The 24,465-nt window shown below is 41.8% G+C and carries 17 protein-coding genes; 7 read left to right on the forward strand and 10 right to left on the reverse strand.

The window, feature by feature from the left end:
- The first annotated feature begins 99 nt into the window (after positions 1-99).
- The gene (locus tag LI126_RS05920; protein WP_055144844.1) at positions 100-726 is read left to right on the forward strand and encodes a DUF1836 domain-containing protein; all 627 of its coding nucleotides are present in this window, start codon (positions 100-102) and stop codon (positions 724-726) included.
- 112 nt (positions 727-838) lie between these two features.
- Here the strand turns inward: LI126_RS05920 and LI126_RS05925 are convergent, their stop codons facing one another.
- On the reverse strand, positions 839-1,153 hold the full coding sequence (locus LI126_RS05925) for a YerC/YecD family TrpR-related protein (protein WP_015528782.1): 315 nt from the start codon (positions 1,151-1,153) through the stop codon (positions 839-841).
- 276 nt (positions 1,154-1,429) lie between these two features.
- Here LI126_RS05925 and LI126_RS05930 point away from each other — a divergent pair, with 276 nt between their 5' ends.
- The 3 genes from LI126_RS05930 (at position 1,430) to LI126_RS05940 (ending at position 5,981) form a co-directional block, all read left to right on the forward strand.
- Positions 1,430-2,611, forward strand: coding sequence for a hypothetical protein (locus LI126_RS05930; protein WP_181968153.1), 1,182 nt, complete (start codon positions 1,430-1,432; stop codon positions 2,609-2,611).
- 290 nt (positions 2,612-2,901) lie between these two features.
- On the forward strand, positions 2,902-5,484 hold the full coding sequence (gene xdh / locus LI126_RS05935) for a selenium-dependent xanthine dehydrogenase (protein ID WP_227165025.1): 2,583 nt from the start codon (positions 2,902-2,904) through the stop codon (positions 5,482-5,484).
- Between the two features lie 2 nt (positions 5,485-5,486).
- Complete coding sequence (locus LI126_RS05940; protein ID WP_015528779.1) at positions 5,487-5,981, forward strand: 4Fe-4S binding protein; 495 nt, start codon at positions 5,487-5,489, stop codon at positions 5,979-5,981.
- A gap of 69 nt (positions 5,982-6,050) precedes the next feature.
- Here LI126_RS05940 and LI126_RS05945 read toward each other — a convergent pair whose 3' ends face one another.
- On the reverse strand, positions 6,051-7,106 hold the full coding sequence (locus tag LI126_RS05945) for a TMEM198/TM7SF3 family protein (RefSeq protein WP_226900903.1): 1,056 nt from the start codon (positions 7,104-7,106) through the stop codon (positions 6,051-6,053).
- A gap of 194 nt (positions 7,107-7,300) precedes the next feature.
- On the opposite strand from LI126_RS05945, the gene asnA reads away from it, so the two are divergent.
- Positions 7,301-8,311, forward strand: coding sequence for an aspartate--ammonia ligase (asnA, locus tag LI126_RS05950; protein ID WP_227165026.1), 1,011 nt, complete (start codon positions 7,301-7,303; stop codon positions 8,309-8,311).
- A 98-nt stretch (positions 8,312-8,409) separates the two neighbouring features.
- On the opposite strand, the gene LI126_RS05955 is transcribed toward asnA, so the two are convergent.
- Complete coding sequence (locus tag LI126_RS05955; RefSeq protein WP_020436158.1) at positions 8,410-9,099, reverse strand: HAD family hydrolase; 690 nt, start codon at positions 9,097-9,099, stop codon at positions 8,410-8,412.
- Between the two features lie 274 nt (positions 9,100-9,373).
- Entirely contained in the window at positions 9,374-10,660 is a 1,287-nt protein-coding gene (locus LI126_RS05960; protein WP_055144859.1) for an aminotransferase class I/II-fold pyridoxal phosphate-dependent enzyme, read from the reverse strand.
- A 311-nt stretch (positions 10,661-10,971) separates the two neighbouring features.
- Here LI126_RS05960 and LI126_RS05965 point away from each other — a divergent pair, with 311 nt between their 5' ends.
- Entirely contained in the window at positions 10,972-11,340 is a 369-nt protein-coding gene (locus LI126_RS05965; RefSeq protein ID WP_227165027.1) for a VOC family protein, read from the forward strand.
- 48 nt (positions 11,341-11,388) lie between these two features.
- Here LI126_RS05965 and LI126_RS05970 read toward each other — a convergent pair whose 3' ends face one another.
- The 6 genes from LI126_RS05970 to argS all read right to left on the reverse strand — a co-directional run bounded on the left by LI126_RS05970 (position 11,389) and on the right by argS (position 23,214).
- Complete coding sequence (locus tag LI126_RS05970; RefSeq protein ID WP_226871209.1) at positions 11,389-12,579, reverse strand: C40 family peptidase; 1,191 nt, start codon at positions 12,577-12,579, stop codon at positions 11,389-11,391.
- 335 nt (positions 12,580-12,914) lie between these two features.
- Positions 12,915-14,414 carry a glutamate synthase subunit beta gene (locus LI126_RS05975; protein WP_117497958.1) on the reverse strand — a complete coding sequence of 500 codons (1,500 nt, stop codon included), beginning with the start codon at positions 14,412-14,414 and terminating at the stop codon, positions 12,915-12,917.
- 11 nt (positions 14,415-14,425) lie between these two features.
- A complete protein-coding gene (gene gltB / locus LI126_RS05980) occupies positions 14,426-18,961 on the reverse strand; it encodes a glutamate synthase large subunit (protein WP_227155891.1) in 4,536 nt (1,511 codons plus the stop codon).
- Positions 18,962-19,332: 371 nt separating this feature from the next.
- Positions 19,333-20,238 (reverse strand): CPBP family intramembrane glutamic endopeptidase, encoded by a 906-nt coding sequence (locus LI126_RS05985; RefSeq protein ID WP_055144871.1) that lies wholly within the window; start codon positions 20,236-20,238, stop codon positions 19,333-19,335.
- Positions 20,228-21,442: an alanyl-tRNA editing protein gene (locus tag LI126_RS05990; RefSeq protein ID WP_117497954.1), complete on the reverse strand. Its 1,215-nt coding sequence runs from the start codon at positions 21,440-21,442 to the stop codon at positions 20,228-20,230. The genes LI126_RS05985 and LI126_RS05990 overlap by 11 nt, the downstream gene beginning before the upstream one ends.
- 8 nt (positions 21,443-21,450) lie before the next feature.
- Entirely contained in the window at positions 21,451-23,214 is a 1,764-nt protein-coding gene (gene argS / locus LI126_RS05995; protein ID WP_227165028.1) for an arginine--tRNA ligase, read from the reverse strand.
- A 286-nt stretch (positions 23,215-23,500) separates the two neighbouring features.
- Here argS and LI126_RS06000 point away from each other — a divergent pair, with 286 nt between their 5' ends.
- A complete protein-coding gene (locus tag LI126_RS06000) occupies positions 23,501-24,406 on the forward strand; it encodes a deoxyribonuclease IV (protein WP_055144877.1) in 906 nt (301 codons plus the stop codon).
- Positions 24,407-24,465 lie beyond the last annotated feature (59 nt).

Here is a 24,465-nt window from a genome sequence, read left to right on the forward strand (position 1 = left end):
ACACACGTTCCTGTTTGTCAACTACATTTTCCGGCCTTCTTATCTTTTGCTTGCTATCTAGTTTTAAATACTATATAATAAATGTATTGAGGTGATAACATGAATATAGACACAAGTAATCTGTTAAACAGCATTTTGGAAGAACTTTCTTCTTTAAGTTATGTGCATCCCGGCGATGTTCCGAATATTGATCTTTACATGGATCAAGTAACTACTTTTATGGATGAGCAACTGGCTTCGACCAAACGTTACCCTGATGATAAGATTCTGACAAAGACCATGATCAATAATTATACGAAGAACAATCTTCTTCCACCCCCGGTGAAGAAGAAGTATTCCAGAGAGCACCTGCTCCTTCTGGTCTTCATTTATTATTTTAAAAATATCCTTTCAATCAAAGATATTGAGACAGTTCTTGCACCGCTCACAGAGAAATATTTTCCGGATGGAAGCTCTTTTGAATTAGCGAATATTTACAAAGAAGTCTGCAAGATTGAAAAAGAACAGCTGGATTCCATCAAAGAGAATGTAACTGCTACTTATGAGAAATCTGCTGAGACTTTCACTCATCTTGCTGATGGCGAAGATAAGGAGATCTTACAACAGTTTGCATTTATATGCAGCTTGAGTTTTGATGTATATATCAAGAAAATGATCATTGAACGGATCATTGATGACCTCTCTTCCAAGTCTTCAAAAAACGAAGAGAAAAAGAAAGGGAAATAAACATTTCTGTTTAAAACGAGATACAGCCTGCGAAAGACTTTATCAGGATCTTCCGCAAGCTGTATCTTTTGATTGATAAAAGGTATTTTATTGTAAGCTTAATTCTTAAGTGTTATTCTTCCGTTCCATTCTCTTCCTCAGCAAGCCCTACACGTTTGAAAACCATATCATATCCGTCATTCCCGTAATTAAGAGAACGGTTCACACGACTGATTGTCGCAGTGGATGCTCCTGTCTTCTCCGCGATCTCCAAATATGTCTTCTGTTCACGGAGCATTCTTGCCACTTCAAATCTCTGTGACAATGAAAGCAGCTCATTGATCGTACAGATGTCTTCAAAAAATGTATAACACTCTTCTTTATTCTCAAGGCTTAAGATTGCCTGAAACAAATAATCTACTGCCTCGGTTCTGATCTTCTTACTCATACGAAACAATCTCCTTCTCAACCGGCTAATTATATGATGGCTTACGGCATACCATAAACCATAACAATACCTTTTGCCTTCTCAGGCCACTTTTTGATTTTAACACATTAAATTTTTAAAGTCCACCATTTCTTATGAATTTAAACTAAATTCTTGCGCAATTTTGATTTTTTTCTAAAACATTTTATGTAAAACACACTTTTTTCGTTGTTCTTCCTCTTTTAAGATGCTATAATAAATCTGTTATAAATATTTTGATACAAAAGAGAGGAGTACATGATTAATATGAAGTGCCCAATATGTGGAAAAGACCTGGATTTGCAGAATAAGCAGATTGGCACCAGCGAAAACGGGGATCCAATCTTTAATGAATATGCAATCTGCCATAGCTGTAAAAAGCAATGGAACCTTGATAAACAACGTGCAAAGAAGATCGCTGCCAAGAAAGCCGCAGAAGAGAAGGCAAAAGCTGAGGCTGAAGCCCGCGCTGCTGAAGAGAAGGCAAAAGCTGAAGCTGCCGCCCGCGCTGCTGAAGAAAAAGCAAAAGCTGAAGCTGCCGCCCGTGCTGCTGAAGAAAAAGCGAAAGCTGAAGCTGCCGCCCGCGCCGCTGAAGAGAAACGAGCTGCCCGCAGAGAAGCGAAAGCCCGCGCCCGCAAAGAAGCGATTGCCCGCCTTGCTGCTGACAAAGGGATTTCAGAAGAAGAAGCTGAACGTATTCTTAAGGAGAGAGCCAGAGCCCGCAAAGCCGCCGCACAGAAAGCTGCCACTGATGCCACTGCCACTGATAATTCCGAAGAGCAGAAATATGGGAACATTCCAGCGGAAGAAATCCGTGATAAGCGTGAAAAAGCAGTTCGCAAGGGATACGAAGATATGCTTGCAACTGACCCTGACAGTAAAGCTGCCAAGAAGAAAAAGAAAGAGGAAGCCGAAACTGCGAAAGCAAAAGAAGATGTAAAATCCAGAAAAATGGATGACTATGATGATGAGAAATCCTCTGATGATGAAGATGATGATGAATATGAATACGTAGACGAATATCCACGTTTCAGACCTGGACGCATCATCCTTGGAATCATTTCCCTGCTTGCATTTGGTTTCTGTATTTATAAAGGTTTCGTAACAGGACTCAGCACATCAGGAGCTGACGTAACTTCTGCTCCAGGCATGAATTATGTCATTGTTGCTCTTTGTATGCTTGTCACTGCACTGTTATACTTCATCATGAATAACCGTGATACACTTTTTGCATTCCTTATCCCGATGATTGTCTATATCGGTAGTGCTGTTTTTGCTTTCCTGAAACATGGAGATGAATTCGAGCTTCTGATTTTAGCCGGTGTAAGTGGTGTACTTGCTGTTATTTCACTGATTCTCGCAATTGCTTCCCGCGGTGGAGATGATTACGATGATGAAGATGATTACGACGATCCATTTGAAGAAGAACACGATAATTAAAATCGCGTTGTAAATCTTTTTGGTTTCTAAGAACAATTTATATAAGATAATTACAAGGGAGTATCATTTTGCGATACTTCCCTTTTTTTGTCCTAATATGCATTTTTTATATCATATATCTAAAATATTTTTAGGTGTCAAAAACTTTTTTAGAATAGTTGTTGATTTTTGTTGAATATGTGATAAAATATAACCATAGGTATCTTTATATAATTAAAAATACACAACAAACACATACTCCTCAAAGATTTTTCTTTGGGGATTTTGTTACAAAGAAAGGAGTAACTGACATGGCATCATTTATAGTAAATGGTCAGGAAGTCTCACCTTCAAAGAATCAGAAACTGTTACGGTTCCTGCGTGATGAACTGCACATTACCTCTGCAAAGGATGGTTGCAGCGAAGGCGCTTGTGGAGCCTGTACTGTTATCATTGATGGACAGACTTGCAAATCCTGCGTACCTGACACAGATTCATTGGCCGGAAAGAATGTCATCACAGTCGAGGGGCTTTCTGATTGGGAACAGAAAGTTTACACTTATGCTTACGGGAAGGCAGGCGCTGTACAGTGCGGATTCTGTATTCCTGGTATGGTTATGTGCACAAAAGCACTTTTGGATGTAAATCCGGAACCAACCGATGATGAGATTCGCTATGCGCTGCGCAACAACTATTGCCGCTGTACAGGATATGTTAAGATCATGGACGCGGTGCGTCTGGCAGCTAAGATTCTGAAAGAAGGAGTTTTACCAGATGACGGAGATCCTAGCTGGACTCTTGGTTCCCGTGTTTCTCGTATAGATGTTGAAGAAAAAGTGCTTGGAACAGGTAAATATCCGGATGACTATTATCCGGAAGGAATGCTCTATGGTGCTGCTCTTCGTAGTAAATATCCACGAGCTCGCGTACTTTCTATTGATACCTCTGCTGCCGAGGCTCTGCCTGGCGTAGAAGCGGTTGTAACAGCCGATGATATTCCTGGGGAGAATAAGATCGGACACTTAAAACATGATCAGTATTCACTGATTCCGGTTGGTGGACTGACTCATTATCTCGGAGATGCAATTGCCCTTGTAGCTGCAACTGACATGGCAACTGTAGAAAAAGCAAAGAAACTTATTAAAGTTGAATATGAAGTACTTCCTCATGTGCATACAGTGGAAGAAGCTGCTGCTCCGGATGCACCTCTTGTTTATGATGAAGAAGAGACTAACGTATGTGCTTATAAGCACATCAGCCGCGGAAATGCGGAAGAAGCAATCAAGAATTCCAAGTACGTGATCTCACATCACTTTGAGACACCTTGGACTGAGCATGCTTTCCTTGAACCGGAATGTGCTGTTTCTTTCTATGATGAAGACGGTGACATTTTCGTATATTCAACAGACCAGTCCGCTCACCAGACATTGCACGAAGTTACACTTATGCTTGGAACAGATAAAGTAAAAGTTCAGAACGCATTAGTCGGCGGTGGTTTCGGTGGTAAAGAGGACATGACTGTTCAGCATTTAAGCGCATTGCTTACTTACGTAACAAAGAAACCGATCAAGATGAAATTATCCAGAGCGGAATCCTTGCTTGTTCATCCGAAACGTCACCCATTCTACATGGATATGACAATGGGATGCGATGAGAATGGAGTGATCCAGGGTGTAAAAGCGATTGTTAAATCTGATACAGGTGCATTTGCTTCTCTTGGTGGCCCGGTTCTTGAACGTGCATGTACACATGCAGCAGGACCTTATCATTATGAAAACTTTGAAATTGAAGGAACTGCTTACTATACAAATAACCCACCTGCCGGAGCATTCCGCGGATTTGGTGTTACACAGACTTGTTTCGCAACAGAGACACTTCTGAACATGATGGCTGACAAGGTAGGCATTACGCCTTGGGAGATTCATTACCGCAATGCGATCCGCCCAGGCGAAGTACTTCCGAACGGACAGATTGTAGATAACTCTACAGGTCTTGTAGAAACACTGGAAGCTGTCAAAGAAGAGTATGATGCTGCACTTGCGGCCGGTAAGGCTGTTGGCCTTGGTTGTGCTATAAAAAATGCCGGTGTCGGTGTTGGTATCCCGGATACAGGACGTGTAAAATTAATTGTTGAAGAAGATGAAAAACTTCACATCTTCACTGGTGCTTCCTGTATCGGTCAGGGACTTGGTACTGTACTTGTACAGATGATCGTTACAAATACAGATCTTTCCCATGATGATATCGTCTATGAGCGAAGCAACACATGGATTTCACCTGATTCCGGTACAACTTCCGGTTCTCGTCAGACACTTGTAACTGGTGAAGCGTGCCGCAGAGCATGTGAAAAATTCATGGAAGCGAAAAACAGCGGTAAGTCCATGAAAGATATGATTGGAGAAACTTTCTACGGAGAGTATCTCGCTAAGACTCATCCACTTGGTGCAGATGTGCCTAATCCGATATCTCACGTTGCTTATGGATATGCAACTCAGGTCTGCATCCTTGATCCTAAGACAGGTAAGATTGAGAAAATGATTGCCGCACACGATGTTGGTAAAGCTGTCAACCCACTTTCCTGCGAAGGTCAGATTGAAGGCGGTGTTGTAATGTCTATGGGATTCGCACTCAGAGAGCAGTATCCAATCGATGAAAATTGTAAACCAATTGACAAATATGGTTCCTTAGGACTTTTCCGTTCTCACGAAGTTCCTGAGATTGAAGCAATCGTTATTGATAAACCTGGTCTGGATGTTGCCTGTGGAGCAATCGGTATCGGAGAGATCACATCCATCCCTACTGCTCCTGCAATCGCGGATGCATATTGCAGATTTGACGGAGAAAGACGCTACAGCCTTCCTCTTTCTAACACACCATACGAAAGGAAGAAATAATCATGGCAATTAAAAAGAGATTTCCTTACCGGGCAGCTCTGGTTGCCTGTAACGGTGGCTGCCGCGCAGCCGGCTCTGAAGACGGTGGATGCAAAGATGGCTGCATCGGATGTGGAGCCTGTATAGAAAAATGTAAATTTGGCGCAATTTCCATGAATGAATATGGCGTTGCCGAAGTAGACGAAGAAAAATGTATTGCCTGTGGACAGTGTGCAAAAGTCTGTCCACAGAACCTGATCAAGATTCACGAATGTGCAAACTACATTGTAGTAAAATGCTCTAACAAAGAAAAAGGAGCTGTTGCACGTAAACAGTGTGAAGTCAGTTGTATTGGATGCGGTATTTGTGAAAAAACATGTACTGCAGGTGCAATTCATGTAGAAGATAATTGCGCAGTAATCCAGGAAGACATCTGCTTAAGCTGTGGAATGTGCTCTGTAAAATGTCCAAGACATGTAATCCATGATCTCCGCGGAGTATTTACAGCAGTAAGATAATACAAAAGCTATCGACTACGATAACAACACAGATATGTGTTAAGTTATTGTAATCGATAGCTTTTTTATCTACTCATCTTCATCCAGAAACTCGATATCATCATCGTCATCAAGATAATCTAAATCATCCAGATTTTCCAGATCATTCAAGTCATCTAAGTCATCCGGATCTTCATCAAAATCATAATCCTCTGTCGCATCTGCCTCATCAGCAGTTACTTCAATTTCGACGTCTTCCTCCCAATCTTCCTCGTCTACATCAAACTTCTCTTCTTTAAAGTTCTCCACTTCATCCTCTTCCAGATCATCTTCAAGATCATCAAATTCATCCATGCTGACAACTGTTGTGCCCTTGTCTTCTTTCAGGACATTTTCCGGAAGACTCTCTATAATCTCATCCAGCTCATCAAAATCATCCAGATTCTCAACCAGTGCCCTTGCCTTCTCGACTTCATTTTCTGTAGAATGTTCTTCACGGATCTCTGCTGCTTTAAGTAAATTCTTTTTCTTACGTTTTCCGGATTCCAAAAGAAGCTGGATCCAGATACTAAGTGCACCAATTGCAGCACAAAGTGCCACATGGATCATTCCGTTTTTATATGGCTGCAGATAAAAGATACTGCTGCCCGCTGCCATTGCTCCAAACACAGAAGAAGCAGCAATTAGCATAAAGTTATGAAACTTAATAGAAAGCAATGCACACACAAGACCGATACCCGCACAGATTCCATAGATAATAAAATCCTGTGGTTTCATCAAATGTACACTGACAACAAAGACGAGTACCGCTACTGTCACAAATCCACCAATCTGCTTCTTCCATGCACCAAGCACCGCCAATACAAGTCCCACACCTGCTCCTGCCGCCAATGCGATCGTCTGATCCAGACCTGCAATCGCTCCGACCGCAATTCCGGCTGCGCATCCTGCTGACAATCCTGCGATCACAGACCAGAAACGTACCAGTTTCAGCCCCGTCAGACATAACAGTACCGCTCCGGCCATTATAACGATCAGAGAAATAAATTCCATCTGACTCAAATGATGACTGCTTTCATTAAGTCCAGCCAGAACAACATCCAGGTCAAAATTCAGAATTGTATCAATCATATCATTTACATTCATTATTTACACCTTCGTCCCTTACTATTTATTACTCACTACTGCTCATTTTAGCAATTTTTTTTACTGATTACAAGTGTTCATTTCACCTTTCCATTGACTTCTTATTCTTCTCCACTTAAAATAGAAGAGAAATGCTATTGCTGACCGCATAATACTGTGAACAGCAATAAAATGCTAACATAAAGGAGTTTATTATGGAACAGTTAAGAATACCTGCTGGCTATCATTCCCCTCTTACAATTCGTGAGACAGAAGTAGCCATCAAAGAAGTGAAAGACCACTTCGAGCGTGCTCTTGCAAAGAATCTCCACCTGACACGAGTGTCAGCACCACTGTTTGTCCGTCCGGAATCCGGTCTGAATGATAACTTAAACGGTGTTGAACGTCCGGTTTCCTTTGACATCAAAGAACAGGATGGTTCTGTTGCAGAGATCGTTCATTCTCTTGCAAAATGGAAGAGATATGCATTGAAGAATTATAATTTCCATTCCGGCGAAGGGCTTTACACAGATATGAGTGCGATACGTCGTGATGAAGATACAGACAACATCCATTCTCTGTATGTTGACCAGTGGGACTGGGAAAAAGTAATTTCTAAGGAAGAACGTAACACAGAGATACTTCAGTACACTGTCCGCAAAGTCTACCGGGCTCTGAAAGATACAGAAGAATACATTTCCAGACGTTACAACTATATTGATCCTCTTCTTCCTGATGATATCTTTTTCATCACTACACAGGAGCTGGAAGACCTTTATCCGGATCTTACTACCAAAGAACGTGAAAAAGCGATTGCGAAGGAAAAAGGCGCAGTGTTTATCTCCAAGATTGGTGGCGTACTTGCTTCCGGCGAAAGACATGACGGTCGTGCTCCGGACTATGATGACTGGGAGCTGAACGGTGACATTATCGTTTACTATCCGGTTCTTGACATCGGTCTTGAACTCTCTTCTATGGGAATCCGTGTTGACGAAGACTCATTAAAGGCACAGCTAAAAGAAGCCGGATGTGAAGATCGTGCAGAACTTCCATTCCAGAAGGCACTGCTGAACGGCGAGCTTCCATATACAGTCGGCGGCGGTATTGGACAGTCCCGTATCTGTATGTATTACTTAAGAAAGGCTCATATCGGTGAAGTACAGTCTTCCCTCTGGCCTGAAAATGTAGTTGAAGCTGCTGCTGATGCCGGCATTCACCTTCTCTAAACACAAGACAGACCAGCCAATTATATGATAAAAAGCAGATTCGAATTCTACCGGAGCATCTCTCCTTTGAATTCGAATCTGCTTTTTTCATTCTCCTCTTATTCTACAATCAGCAACTGTTCTTTCTCTTCCTCAGACACCCTGTTCCAAAAAACATTAAAATCATCAAATTCCGGCAAATAGATATCTGCCGTATTCCAGATCTGCGCCAGATTCTTGTCATTTGCCTTATCATAAACTGCTACTGTCTTAAATCCCGCATGCTTTGCCGTTCTCAAAGCCTGGTAAGTATCTTCAAACACCCAGGTCTGTTCCGGCTCCGTATCCAGCTGCAAAAGTGCTGCAAAATAAATATCCGGCTGATCCTTACCGCTTCCGATCTCAGATGCTGTAAAAACTCCTTGAAAATAAGGTAATACCTTCAATCTGCTCAGAGCTGCTTCTGCATTCTTCCGGTCACCGGTTGTTGCGATCACCATAGGAATCTTCCGCTCTCTGAATTCCTCCAGATACTGACGAACCCCTTCTTTCAATGGAACTCGTTTTGCATAATAGTCTTCCACTTCCTTATTCAGTCCCTGTACAACCTCTTCCACTGTCTTCTCCAGGTTATAATGTGAGATCAGATAATCTGCCGCCTCCTCCAGGCTCATCTCAAATAATGTCTCCCCCAGGTTCTTCTCGGCCTCAATTCCCAAATGATCCAGATACAATTCTCCAAGATTCTCCCAGACAGGCATGGAATTGAGAAGGACACCATCTACGTCAAATATTACACCTTTTATCATGTCATTCCTCTTTTCTGCTATGCACTACATTATAATCTCCCTGGAAACGCATGTCAACCGTTACTGTTCACACGATGTGCGACCAGCAACGCATCTCGCCATTTTAAATCGCCTTTGGCGATGGGGCGAGATGCATTCAAATCAAAACACGCATCCTCCGTGTCAATCAGCGGAATGATTGACACGGGAGTAAACAGTAACTGTCAACCATCAGAAAAAGACCTTCTGCCGGCAGATCAACCACTTGCAAAAGGTCTTTATAAAATGCTGTTATTTATTTTGTCTCAAGGATCTTATCAACACTTGCCAGTTTTACACTCAATACAAATACTTCAGCGGCAACTGCAAGTTCTTCCGGTGTTGGATAAGACGGTGCGATACGGATATTGCTGTCATGTGGATCTTTTCCATAAGGGAATGTTGCTCCCGCTCCTGTCATAACAACGCCAGCTTCTTTCGCCTTCGCAACAATCGCTTTCGCACATCCATCCAGCGCATCAAAGGAGATGAAATATCCTCCGCGTGGCGCGATCCATGATCCAATCTCAAGTCCGCCAAGTTCTCTTTCAAGAACTTCAAGAACAGTCTCAAACTTCGGACGCAGGATATCTGCATGTTTCTTCATATGTTCTACAATTCCGTGAATATCTCCGAAGAATCTTACATGACGCAGCTGATTTACCTTATCATGTCCGATCGTCTGCACACGCATTGTGCTTCTGATATCCTCCAGGTTCGCATCAGATGCTGCCATTGCCGCAATTCCTGATCCCGGGAAACTGATCTTGGATGTAGAAGAAAACTTGTAAACCATATCCGGGTTACCTGCCTTCTTACACTCCATCAGAATCTCAATCAGATAATCCTGCTTATCTTCATATAAATGATGTACACAGTAAGCATTATCCCAGAAGATACGGAAATCTTCTGCTGCCGGCTTCAGGTTCGCAAAACGGAACACTGTCTCGTCTGAATATGTGATTCCCTGTGGGTTAGAGTACTTCGGTACACACCAGATTCCTTTGATTGCCGGATCACTGCTTACAAGTTTCTCAACCATATCCATATCCGGTCCAGTTGATGTCATCGGTACATTGATCATCTCAATTCCAAAATGCTCTGTAATCGCGAAATGTCTGTCATATCCTGGAACCGGACATAAGAATTTTACCTTATCAAGCTTACACCATGGAGTACTTCCCATGATACCATGTGTCATTGCACGTGCTACCGTATCATACATCACATTCAGACTTGAGTTTCCGAAAATGATCACGTTATCTTTCGGAACTTCCATCATATCTGCAAGAAGCTGTTTTGCTTCATCAATTCCATCAAGTCCGCCATAGTTACGGCAGTCAACACCATCTTCACAAGTCAGATCAACACCACTTGTCAGTGTATCCATCATCCCCATTGACAGATTCAGCTGGTCTGCTGACGGTTTTCCTCTGGACATATCCAGTTTCAGACCTTTTGCCTTCACTTCTTCAAACTGCGCCTCCAGGCCACTCTTTAATTCCAATAACTCTTCTTTGCTCAAATCTTTATATGCAGTCATTGCAGGAATCCTCCACTTTCTTTATTTTTTCACTTTTGTTATTGTATATAATTTTTGACGTTTCGTCAATGGGTTCTTGCATTCTTTTTTATTTTTTTGTTTTTTTCAGCTTTTTTTTCACATGTTTTGCATTTCAAAAATGTTTTTCATTCATTTTTTACTATGTTCTGTGTTATCACTCTATCCCATCAGGTTTTATCTATGCATTATTGATTTTTCCTCTCCTCCTGTGATATCCTTAGAAAGTAGATTCCAGTCATCATTCCACTTGACTGTGAATAAAAACCTTATGATTCTATGGAGGTACTAAAATGAATTTTACGTTTGCACACAATAACCTGAATGTATATGATCTTGAAAAATCACTGGATTTTTACCAGAAAGCTCTGAATTTAAAAGTAGAACGTGAAAAACTTGCCGATGACGAAAGTTTTAAGCTTGTATATCTCACAGACGGTGTGACCCCGCATCTTTTAGAGCCCACCTGGCTGCGTGATATGGATCGACCATATGAACTGGGAGATAATGAGATCCATCTCGCATTTGCTGTCGATGATTTCGATGCTGCTTACAAAAAACATAAAGAGATGGGATGTATCTGCTTCGAAAATCCATCTATGGGAATTTATTTTATTGAAGATCCTGACGGATACTGGCTGGAAATTGTACCGGGCAAATAAAAAAAGTTTTAAAAAAAGGAATCAGCATCACTGATTCCTTTTTTGGTTCTAATATCTTACATAATATGTAACACGTACAGAACTTACCTTAACCGGTACTCCTGTCTGCTGTGCTTCGATCATCTGTCCGCCGCCAATGTAAATCGCTACATGTCCCGGTGTCCAGCAGATATCTCCCGGCTGTGGATCATTTACGATTGTTCCTGCTGCAAGAATATCTCCACTTGTTCTTGGAATTGAAATTCCTGCCTGTCTATAGCAATACTGTACAAGTCCTGAACAATCCAGTCCAACTCCAGGTGTAGATCCGCCCCATACATATGGAACTCCGATCTGTGAATAAGCTGCATTTACAATAATGCTTCCCTTATCTGCACTATAGCTTGGGCTTGATGAGGAAGAACTTGAGTTGCTTGAGCTTGAACTGCTGGAAGAACTACTGCTTGAGCTACTGGAGCTTGAGCTGCTTGAACTTCCTGAGCTTGAGCTGCTTGAGCTTGAACTACTGGAAGAACTATTACTTGAGTTATTTCTATTAGAAGAACTACTGCTTGAGTTATTCTTCTTAGCTGCTTCCTCGGCAGCTTTCTTTGCTGCTGCTTCTGCTGCCTTTCTCTTAGCTTCTTCTTCCGCTGCTTTCTTTACAGCTTTATCAATCTTAACATCGAGATTTGCAATCTCACTACTCTTCTCTGTGATTGTAGTATTCAGTTCATCCTTCTGCGCATCATACTCTGTCTGTGTCTCCTGCAGATCAGCCATCTTTGTCTCAAGTGTTGTCTTAAGATCTTCTACTTTCTGAACTGTCGCAACATACTCTTCGAGCTTGTCTCTGTCATAAGAATGTACCTGTTGGGAATATTCTGCCTGTGTCAGTACACTGGAAATATCTCCGGATGTCAGTACCTTCTCCACTGTAGCAGTGCCTGTTCCTTCTTCATACATGTACTTAATACGAAGCTTCATAGCTGCATACTGCTGTTCCTGTTCCTCCTGCGCTGTCTTCAGATCTTCCTCTGTCTGAGAGATTTCCTCACCTGTTTCGATCAGATCATTCTCAAGATCAGAGATCTTGGTCATAAGTGAATTCAGCTGTGTCTGAAGATTACTTACCTGATTCTGTGTCTCCTGCTTCTTCTGCTTCAGATCACTGACCTCGTCAGCAAGTACCGGTGTAACAGTCATTGTACATGCAAGTGTTACTGCAAGAATCATACTGCTTACTTTTTTTAACTTCATCTTTCCACCTATCCTTATTTTTATCTAGTCCCCCATGTGATGCATTATAATTTTTCATATCACAATTCATTGTAAATAGTTACATTATAATTCCACATACTCATATGTTATAATACAACATCTATTGTGTTTTTTCAACATATTTCTCGTAACAAGAGGGTATTTTATTTACATTCTACGTTCAATATTATAGCGTATTTATGTAATATTTTCAATAGTTTCCCTTACTTTTTTCATTTTTTCGTAACATTTTTGTAACAAAAAAATCTGGAAAGTTCTCTTTATTCTTAGATAAACTTTCCAGACTCCTGTTTCACTGTATGATCTTTTATTTTCTACTGAATATATAAGTTTGTATATCCCATCAGGCTTTCATCTACTTCTCTTGCCACTTCACGACCTTCACGGATAGCCCATACAACAAGAGACTGTCCTCTGTGCATATCCCCGGCTGTGAATACATCCTTCACATTTGTAGAATATTTTCCTGCCTCTGTCTTTACATTTGTGCGTTCATTCACTTCTACACCGAATGCTTTTGTTACATAATCCTGACTTCCAAGGAATCCAGCTGCGATCAGAACAAGATCTGCATCTACGGTATACTCGCTTCCTTCTACCGGAACCATCATTTTCCGTCCGGTCTTCCCATCTGTCTTACTCTCAAGCTTGATAAGGACTGCCTTACAGAGATTTCCTTTCTTGTCTTTTACGAATTCTTTCACTGTCGTTGTGTAAACGCGAGGATCAGAACCAAACACAGCGATTGCTTCCTGCTGGCCATAATCTGTCTTGCAGACTCTTGGCCACTCCGGCCATGGGTTCATCGGTGTTCTCTCGTCCGGTGCTTTCGGCATCATCTCCAGCTGGAGAACGCTCTTTGCTCCATGACGAATAGATGTTCCGACACAGTCATTTCCTGTATCTCCACCTCCGATTACAATTACATTTTTTCCTTTTGCAGAAATGTAGCTTCCTGTTTTAAGCTTCATGTCATTTGCCCATAGTGCTTTCGTTGTTGATTTCAGGAAATCTACTGCAAAATAAATTCCCTGTGCATCTCTTCCCGGTGCTTTGATATCTCTTGGATTTGATGCTCCACATGCAAGGATCACGCGGTCATATTCTTTCAGGATATCTGCCGCCTTCACGTCTTTTCCGACATTACATCCAGTCCGGAAGATAATTCCCTCTTCTTCCATAATCGCAATCTTACGGTCGATAATCTGTTTCTCCAGCTTCATATTCGGAATTCCATAGCGGAGCAATCCGCCCGGTTTGTCCTCACGTTCAAAAACAGTTACCTGATGACCTCTTCTGTTCAGAAGATCTGCTGCCGCAAGTCCGGACGGACCGGAACCAATCACTGCGACTTTCTTTCCTGTACGCACTTTCGGTGGATTTGCCTTTGCATATCCCATCTCATATGCATTTTCAATAATTGCATATTCATTACTTTTTGATGCAACTGCTTCCTGATTCAGTCCACAGGTACATGCATTTTCACACAGTGCCGGACATACACGGGAAGTAAATTCCGGAAAATTGTTTGTCTTTTTCAGACGTAAATAAGCTTCCTTCCAATTTCCATTGTAGATCAAGTCATTCCACTCTGGCACAAGGTTGTGCAGTGGACATCCACTGGCCATTCCTGCAAGCGGCTTTCCAGACTGACAGAACGGAACTCCGCACGCCATACAGCGTGCGCCCTGAAGTTCCTGTTCTTCTTTGCTAAGAGGCGTATGGAACTCATTGAAATGTTTGATGCGTTCCAATGGGCTCTCTGCCGGTTTATCCTGTCTTTCATAATCCATAAATCCTGTCGGTTTTCCCATCTCTATGCCTCCTATCTTCCGTTCTTGATCATATTAAATGCTTCGATTTTTGCTTTTTCTCTACTAAGTCCTTTTTCTTCCATCTGGATGATCGTGGACATCATTCTCTCATAGTCTTCCGGAATGATCTTCTTGAATTTTGGCAGATATTCTTTGAAATTATCAAGAATCTTCTTACCTACCTCAGAGTTTGTATAAGCAACATGCTCCTGGATCATTCCTTTTAATTCCTGTACATCATACTTATCTGTGACACGTTCAATGTTGACCATTGCTTTATTTACTTTACGATACAGGCTGTTATCGAGATCGATTACATAGGCAATACCGCCGCTCATTCCGGCTGCAAAGTTCTTTCCAACCTGTCCAAGTACAACAACACATCCACCTGTCATATATTCACATCCGTGATCTCCGACACCTTCTACAACTGCGCGTGCACCAGAGTTTCTTACCGCAAAACGTTCTCCGGCAACACCTCCTACAAATACTTTACCACTTGTAGCTCCGTAAAGAGCAACATTTCCGATGATAATGTTCTCATCTGATTTAAATTTCACACCTTTCGGCTGGCAAACAACCAGTTTTCCACCGGAAAGTCCTTTTCCAAAATAGTCATTACTGTCTCCTGTCAGTTCCAGTGTCAGTCCTCTTGGGATAAATGCTCCAAAGCTCTGACCGCCTGCACCTTTACACTGGATCACATAGCTGTCTTCTTCCAGTCCTTCCGGATATCTTCTTGTGATCTCAGATCCGAAAATTGTTCCGAAAGTACGGTCTGTATTTGTAACATCTACTTCAAGTCCTCTCTTTTCTCCTCTTTCAAGGGCTGGAAGAAGCTGTTTCAATAGTACTTTTTCATCCAATGTCTTGTTAAGTTCAAAATCATAGACTTTCTTTGGATTAAAGATAACACCTTTCTTCTCTTTCGCATATGGATTGTACAGAATCTGTGACAGATCCAGTGTTGCAGCACGCTCTGATGTCGGAACGTCTTTTACTTTCAGAAGATCTGTACGTCCTACCAGTTCATCCACTGTGCGGACACCAAGTTTTGCCATATATTCTCTTAGTTCTTCTGCAATAAAACGCATAAAGTTGACAACATATTCCGGTTTTCCGCTGAAACGTTTTCTAAGCTCCGGATTCTGAGTTGCAACACCAACAGGACAAGTATCCAGGTTGCAGACGCGCATCATAACACATCCCATTGTTACAAGCGGAGCTGTTGCAAATCCAAACTCTTCTGCTCCAAGGATTGCTGCAATCGCAACATCACGGCCACTCATGAGCTTACCATCTGTCTCAATACGGACACGCTCACGCAGACCATTCTGAATCAATGTCTGATGAGTTTCTGCAAGTCCAAGCTCCCACGGAAGTCCTGCATTCTGAATCGAGCTTCTCGGTGCTGCTCCTGTTCCTCCGTCATATCCTGAGATCAGGATAACTCCGGCTCCTGCTTTTGCAACACCAGCAGCGACTGTTCCTACACCTGCTTCTGATACCAGTTTCACAGAAATTCTTGCATTTTTATTTGCATTTTTACAGTCATAGATCAGCTGTGCAAGATCCTCAATTGAATAGATATCATGATGTGGCGGTGGTGAGATTAGGCTCACACCAGGTGTTGAATGACGAGTCTTCGCGATCCATGGATATACCTTTCCACCCGGAAGATGTCCTCCTTCTCCTGGTTTTGCTCCCTGCGCCATCTTGATCTGGATTTCCTGTGCACTGACCAGATATCTGGATGTAACTCCGAATCGGCCGGAAGCAACCTGCTTGATTGCAGAGCATCTGTTTGTGTCAAGACGTTCAATATCCTCTCCACCTTCACCGGAGTTTGATTTACCATGAAGCATATTCATGGCGATCGCCATTGTCTCATGTGCTTCTTTTGAAATAGATCCATAGGACATCGCACCTGTCTTGAATCTTGTTACGATTGAATCTACGCTTTCTACTTCATCAAGCGGTACACTCTTCTTCGGGAAATTGAAATCAAGCTGACCTCTCAGATTGATCTTCTTGCCTTCCTCATCAACCATCTCTGTATACTGCTTGAACATTTCATAATCACCACGTCTTGTGGACTGCTGAAGCATATGGATTGTCTGTGGATTATAGAGATGTTCTTCTCCGCCACTTTTATATTTATGTTTTCCAACACTGTCCAGTGTCGTATCAACCTGCAGTCCAAGCGGATCAAATGCTTCTGTATGGAATGCTGTGTAATCTTCTGCAATTTCTTCAATACCGATACCACCAACACGGCTGACTGTATCTGTAAAATAGCGGTTAATAAAATCTGTCTTGAGACCAATTGCCTCGAAGATCTTTGCTCCCTGATAGGACTGGATCGTTGAAATTCCCATCTTGGATGCAATCTTAATAATTCCATGAATTACTGCTGAGTTATAATCATCTACTGCTGCATAATAATCTTTGTGAAGCAGATTAGACTCAATCAGCTGACGGATCGACTCATGCGCAAGATATGGATTAATCGCACATGCTCCATATCCAAGCAGTGTTGCAAAATGATGAACCTCTCTAGGCTCTCCACTTTCCAGAATCATCGCGACTGAGGTTCTCTTCTTTGTACGTACCAGATGCTGCTGCAGTCCGGATACTGCCAGAAGTGACGGGATTGCAACGTGATATTCGTCTACCTCACGGTCTGTCAGAATCAAAATATTAGCACCCTCACGGATCACACGGTCAACTTCAATAAACAGATACTCGATTGCCTTCTCAAGACTTGTGTTTTTATAATAAGTGATCGGAATCTCTGCAACTTTGAATCCATCCACTTTCATATTTTTAATTTTCAGAAGATCTGTATTGGTCAGGATCGGGTTATTGACTCTGAGCATCTTACAGTTCTCTTCCTTCTGCTCCAGAAGGTTACCGTCTGTTCCGACATAAATTGTTGTAGATGTTACAACTTCCTCACGGATTGCATCGATCGGTGGGTTTGTTACCTGTGCAAACAACTGTTTAAAATATCCGAACAGTGGCTGACGTTTCTGCGAAAGGACTGAAATCGGTGCATCCATTCCCATCGCTGCAGTTCCTTCGGCACCGTTCTTTGCCATTGTCAGAATAGAAGTTTTCACGTCTTCATAAGAATAGCCAAATGCTTTCTGAAGCTGTGTACACTCTTCGGCAGTATACTTTGGCACATCCTTATTCGGGATTTTCAAATCCTTCAGCTGAATCAAATTACTGTCCAGCCATTCTCCATATGGGAACTGATTTGCATATTTTTCTTTTAATTCCTCATCATCGATCACGCGTCCTGCAACAGTATCAACAAGAAGCATTTTGCCTGGATGAAGTCTTTCTTTCATCACGATCTTGGATGGATCAATATCCAGAACTCCAACCTCTGAAGAAAGAATCAGATTGTCATCATCTGTAATGTAATATCTGGAAGGGCGAAGTCCGTTACGGTCAAGTACGGCTCCCATAACATCTCCATCTGAGAACAAGATTGACGCCGGTCCATCCCATGGCTCCATCATTGTTGCATAATACTGATAGAAATCTTTCTTGTTCTGGGACATCTCTTTATTGTTGATCCATGGTTCCGGAATACAGATCATAACTGCAAGCGGAAGATCCATTCCACTCATCACCATGAATTCTAATGCGTTGTCAAGCATTGCGGAGTCAGAACCTGAAGTATTGATTGCTGGAAGTACTTTGTGAAGTTCGCCTTTCAGACATCCTGCCTCCATCGTTTCCTCACGGGCACGCATCTTATCTGCATTACCACGGATCGTATTGATCTCTCCGTTGTGGACCATAAAGCGGTTCGGATGCGCTCTCTGCCAGCTCGGTGCTGTGTTCGTACTGAATCTTGAATGTACCATTGCAATTGCAGAAATAAATTCTTCATCCTGCAGATCTTCAAAGAAAAGTCTCAGCTGTCCTACAAGGAACATTCCTTTGTAAACGATTGTTCTGCTGGAAAGTGAAACAACATAAGTATCATCACTGCTCTGTTCGAAGATTCTTCTGACTACATACAGTCGACGGTCAAAGTCGATTCCTTTCTCGTATTTTGCAGGACGTTCAATAAATGCCTGCATAATACATGGCATGCAATCTACTGCTGTCTTTCCAAGAATGTCCGGATGAATCGGAACTTCTCTCCAGCCCAAGAACTTCAATCCTTCTTTTTTTACAATAACCTCGAAAATCTTTTTCGCCTGATTGCGTTTTAATTCATCCTGCGGAAGAAAGAACATACCTACACCGTAATCTCTTTCATCTTTCAGCTTGATCCCAAGTGGCTGACAGACTTTTTTGAAAAATCCATGAGGAATCTGTGTCAGAATACCCACGCCATCTCCTGTCTTTCCTTCTGCATCTTTTCCGGCTCTGTGCTCAAGTTGTTCTACAATACTCAAGGCTCCTGCCACTGTACTATGTGTCTTTTTGCCTTTGATATTGACAATTGCACCAATACCACAGTTATCATGTTCAAAACTTTCGCGGTAAAGACCACGATTCTGACTTTCCATTTCTTTCCTCATAGTCGCTATCCTTTCTTCCTGTAATCTAAAGTTTACTTTAAAATCTTCTTTGTCCGGCGCATTCAATCATTTCTTTCTCACGTCGTGTAAAACTTTTTCTAGAATATACACCCTTTTACCTAGGCTGTAAATAGGGAAACTCTTGTAAATTGTCTGATTATTTGATTTTTTATTATTTTTCTTTTAATAGTCAGATTATTTTGATTTTCTTATAAAAATAATATTAATTATTAAGATTTCTGTTTTTCTTTGATTTTATTTAATAAAATACTGGATTAAAAAGAAAATGCGCGACAAGGTTTCGCACCTCATCGCGCACAATTTAAGATTGTATTTTTATTAGTACAATTTATTTCATTCGTATTTTTTCACTATTCTTCTGTTTTCTGAGTACTCACCGGATCCCCGCTTCTCTGAATCCACACAAAACAAGCTGCACAGATAAATGTGCTGATGATCACTGCCACTGCCATTTTAAACGGTTCTCTGGCAAGCCATTTAAATACTCCGATATCTGTAAAGATCAAAGAGCCCAGATTCAAAACAACGTGAAGCATAATCGGAGCTTTCATTGAACCAAATTTCTCATAAATATAGCACAGAAGAATTCCTAGGAGGAAAGTGTAAATCATCTGTACCGTGTTGGTATGTGTGACTGAGAAAAACAGTGCTGACCAGATTGCCGCATAATAAAATCCTCTGGTCTCCCGGTACCTCTGATAGAGCACTCCGCGGAACATAAATTCCTCTGCAATCGGAATTACAAATCCAAATACAATAATCTGGACCACAAAATCTGCTGAATACATATTCTGTGCGGTCTGGATATACTCCGGATCAACCAAAACGGCCTGTGCCATAGCGGACAGACATGTAGCACCAATACTTCCGATCACTCCCATCACAAAAAGTGACCAGTAATTCTTCAGTGGCTTTTGAACCCCCATCCGCTGTATCCCTGCAATCTGCTCTTTCTTTCGATCGATAACAAACAATGTAACTGTCAGAAACAACGTTGCTGCTGTAGCAATCCCTGCAATCGCAATCTGACCTCCTATGATTTTATCAAACGCAGGACTTAACACTTCATAGTACTTATTCATCATTTCCTGATAATTAAGAACTTCTCCACTTTGTGTCATCCTGGAAGATGCTTCCCCCATAAAAGGAAGAATGATTATAAACTCAATCACAAATTCCATCACCAGCTGGATTCCCCAGAATCCAAGTAAAGGACCGGCAGCTCTCCAGAAGGAGCGTCTCGGATCATTTTTCATAAGACAATTCCTCCGCTATCTTCTGAATCCACTCTCTGATCTTTCCGGCTTCACCTTTTACAGTTCCCTGAACCATCTCCGGCTTTCCGCCTCCCCGTCCTTCGAATGCAGCATTTAACATTTTGGAAAATGCACGAAGATCCTGGGTTCTGCTTCCGATCACATAACGGTATCCCGCTGCATCATTTCCATAAAACACAGCACAAAGAATTCTTTCTTTTCCAAGCACTTCATTCACATACTGACGCATGGCATCCGCACTGATATCCTCCGAAAACATACAGACCGTTTTTTCTTCTTCCGGAACAGACTGCGCCCAGACGTGTACAAGCTGGCGTTCTTTCTCCACCAGTGTCCGTTTCAAAGAATCCAGCTCTTCTTTCAAGTGTCCCACTGCCTCTGCTGTATCATATTCTTTCGCACAGAGCAACGCTGAAATTTTCCTGTTCTGTTCCTGCTTCTTCTCATAATCTGTAAGTGCACGGCTTCCACAGAGCATTGTCACACGAACGCCGCCTTTGTATCGCTGCATATTAACAAGCTTGATCATACCGATCTCTCCTGTGCGTTCAACATGCGGCGCACAGCACGCACAGATATCATATCCCGGAACCGATACGATACGAACCTGTCCCTCAATCTCAATCTTACTGCGGTAATCCAGTTCTTCCAGCTCTTCTTTGGATGGATAGGACACTTCTATTGTCAGATTCTTCCACACTGCACGATTTGCTTCAAGTTCAATCTCCTGCAGTGCTTCTTTTGATATCTCTCCATCGAAATCCATCGTACAATCTTCTGTTCCAAGATGAAATCCGACATTGTTAAAACCGTATCTTGCATGCACGATTCCGGAAACAATATGCTCTCCGGTGTGCTGCTGCATCTTCATAAATCTGGTCTCCCAGTCGATCTCGCCTTCAACAATCTCTCCTGCTTCAAACGGCTGATCTGTAATATGCAGAATTCTTCCATTCTTTTCCCGAACATCAGATACCTTCGCAGCCTTCAGTTTTCCTGTATCTGCATACTGTCCGCCGCCTTCCGGAAAGAATGCTGTACGGTCAAGTTCTACCGCATAGCATCCTTCCTTTTTCTCATACGGCTCACATTCCAGAACCATTGCAGTAAATTTTGAAAGATGGCTGTCATTGTAAAACAGTTTTTCTGTTCTTGTACCATCCATCAATCCATTTTCTGTCATAATTCGTATTACATCCTTTCCGGAGCTGTAAATCCAAGAAGGTCAATGCAGGTCTCAAGTACTTTTTTCGCAAGTGTAAGAAGTGCAAGATAACCTTTCTTCTTCTCTTCGTCTTCTTCTGCAAGAATCTTTGTCTCATGATAGAACTTATTAAAGTCGTTCGCAAGATCATAGATATATGCACACAACTTATGAGGAGCTGTCTCTTTATATACATTATCGATCACTTCATTGAATTTCACTACCTGAAGCATCAGAGACTTCTCTGCATCATTCTCAGCCGGTCTGATCGTTCCGTCAAGAACTCCTCCATTCTCAGCATATTTCTTGAGAATAGACTTAATTCTAACGATTGTATAAAGAATATACGGTCCTGTATTTCCCTCAAAGGAAGTAAATCTGTCAACATCAAAGATATAATCTTTAGAAGCCTGGTTAGAAAGATCTCCGTACTTGATTGCTGCAAGTCCAACTTCTTCTGCTGTACGTCTTGCATCTTCTTCCTCTACTGTACGGTTGTCCATGATCTTCTTATACATCTCTTCATCAATCTCACGGATTAGATTCTCAAGACGCATAACACCGCCTTCTCTTGTCTTAAACGGCTTACCATCTTTTCCGTTCATTGTACCAAATCCAAGGAATGTAAGTTCTGTCTCCGGTTTTACAATTCCTGTCTTCTTCGCACAACGGAATACCTGCACAAAATGCAGTTCCTGACGCTTATCAACAACATAGATCACCTGATCTGGATCATACAGTTTCTCACGTTCTACCAGTGTAGCAAGATCTGTTGTATCATACAGCGCAGCTCCGTCAGATTTCAGAATCATACACGGAGGAATCTCTTTTTTATCTGTCTCTTCTGCAACGTCTACTACAAGCGCACCCTCATCATAATGTGCGAATCCTTTCTCCTTGAGCATCTCAACCATATCCGGAATATATGCCTGGGCATCTGCTTCACCTTTCCAGAGATCAAAATCTACACTCAGTCGCTCGTAATTCTTCTTCAAGTCAGTTACAGACACATTCATGATATGTTTCCAGATTGCACGATATCCTTTATATCCATTCTGTAACAGATAAGTTGCATGAAGTGCTTCTTCTCTATAATCGTCGTGCTCTTTTGCATAAGCACTTGCTGTAGGATAAATCTCTTCCAGTTCACTGATCGTAAATGGTGCTTCTTCCGGATATTCTCCTTCAAAACTCTCATCAAAATACGGGAGTTCCGGTTTACGTTTTTTCAGCTCTGTGATGATCAGGCCCATCTGATATCCCCAGTCTCCCAGATGGATATCTCCTGTTACATCATTTCCTTTAAAACGGATAATACGTTTAATGCTCTCTCCGATAATCGCAGAACGAAGATGTCCGACATGCAACGGTTTTGCCACGTTCGGTCCGCCGTAATCAATAATAACTTTTTTCGGATTCTTTTCTTTTTCAACACCAAGATTCTCATCTGCTGCCATCTCATTCAAATACTCTGCAACAACTTCCGGTGCCAGCTTCAGGTTGATAAATCCCGGATTCACCGCTTCTGCTGATGCAAAATACTTGCTATCTGCAAGTTCTTCCACAACTGCATTCGCAATCATGATTGGAGCCTTCTTATATTTCTTCGCACCTACCATTGCACCATTACACTGATATTCACAGAGATCCGGGCGGTTGGAAAGCGTAACTCTTGCAAGCTCTTCATCATATCCTGCTGCTTTGAACGCTTCTTTCATTTCTATTGTGATCATTTCCAGTAATGTCTTCAAAGTTTCACACTCCTCTTTACTTTTCGTTTGTCTTTTCTGCCTCCCAACTTTTCTGGAGACAAACAGCCACTATTTATTCTATCATGTATCCAACAGAACAGCAAGCGTTACTGTAAACGGAGATTAACATACTGTAAACAGAGATTAACAGAGATTAAGTGCAAAGATAATGAAACCAGTCGCAAAACTGATTGACATAAAAATATCGAATACTTATAATGTAACCAAAACTTTACACATACTGTTACCTGTATGATGTAACATCAGACAGAAAGGATACCCAACAATGTTAAAATTAGGTTCACACGTTGGCATGAGTGGAAAAGAAATGCTTCTTGGTTCTGCGAAAGAAGCCGTTTCTTACGGTGCCAATACATTTATGTTTTATACCGGAGCCCCACAGAATACCCGCCGAAAAGAAATCAGTGAATTGAATATCGAACCAGCATGGGAATATATGAAAGAACACGGAATTGATGAAATTGTCGTTCATGCACCTTATATCATCAACCTCGGTAATTCAGTAAAACCAGAAACGTTCTCTCTTGCCGTAGAATTTCTGGCAAAAGAAATCGACCGCACGATTGCCTGCAGAAGCCATACTCTGATCCTTCATCCGGGTGCTCATGTAGGTGCCGGTGTCGAAATCGGAACTGCACAGATCATCAAAGGACTCAATGAAGTTCTCACTGCTGAGACTGACTGCTGTATTGCCCTTGAAACAATGGCCGGAAAGGGATCAGAAATCGGACGGAATTTTGAAGAACTTGCCCGGATTTATGATGGAGTTGTCCAGAATGATAAATTGAGAGTCTGCTTTGACACTTGTCATACAAGCGACAGCGGATATGATATCATCCATCATTTTGATGATGTTATGGAGTCTTTTGACCGTCTGCTTGGAAAAGATCAGATTGCAGTCTTCCACATCAATGACAGTAAAAATATTCCAGGAGCCGCGAAAGACCGGCATGAAAATATTGGCTTTGGAGAAATCGGTTTTAATGCAATTTCTACAATTGTCCATCACCCGGATTTCGAATCTGTACCGAAGATCCTTGAGACTCCTTATATTCCTTCTGTAACAAAAGCAAAGAAATCTTATGCCCCTTATAAGTATGAGATTGAAATGCTAAGAAACAACCGGTTTGATCCTGAAATGAAAGACCACATCCTTGCAGATTGTGAATAAAAAACTATATGAAAAAATCCTGTTATTATCAGCCATCTGAATGCGCTGAAATAACAGGA

The organism is Mediterraneibacter sp. 210702-DFI.5.30, assembly GCF_020560115.1.
Taxonomy (GTDB): Bacteria; Bacillota; Clostridia; order Lachnospirales; family Lachnospiraceae; genus Mediterraneibacter; species Mediterraneibacter faecis.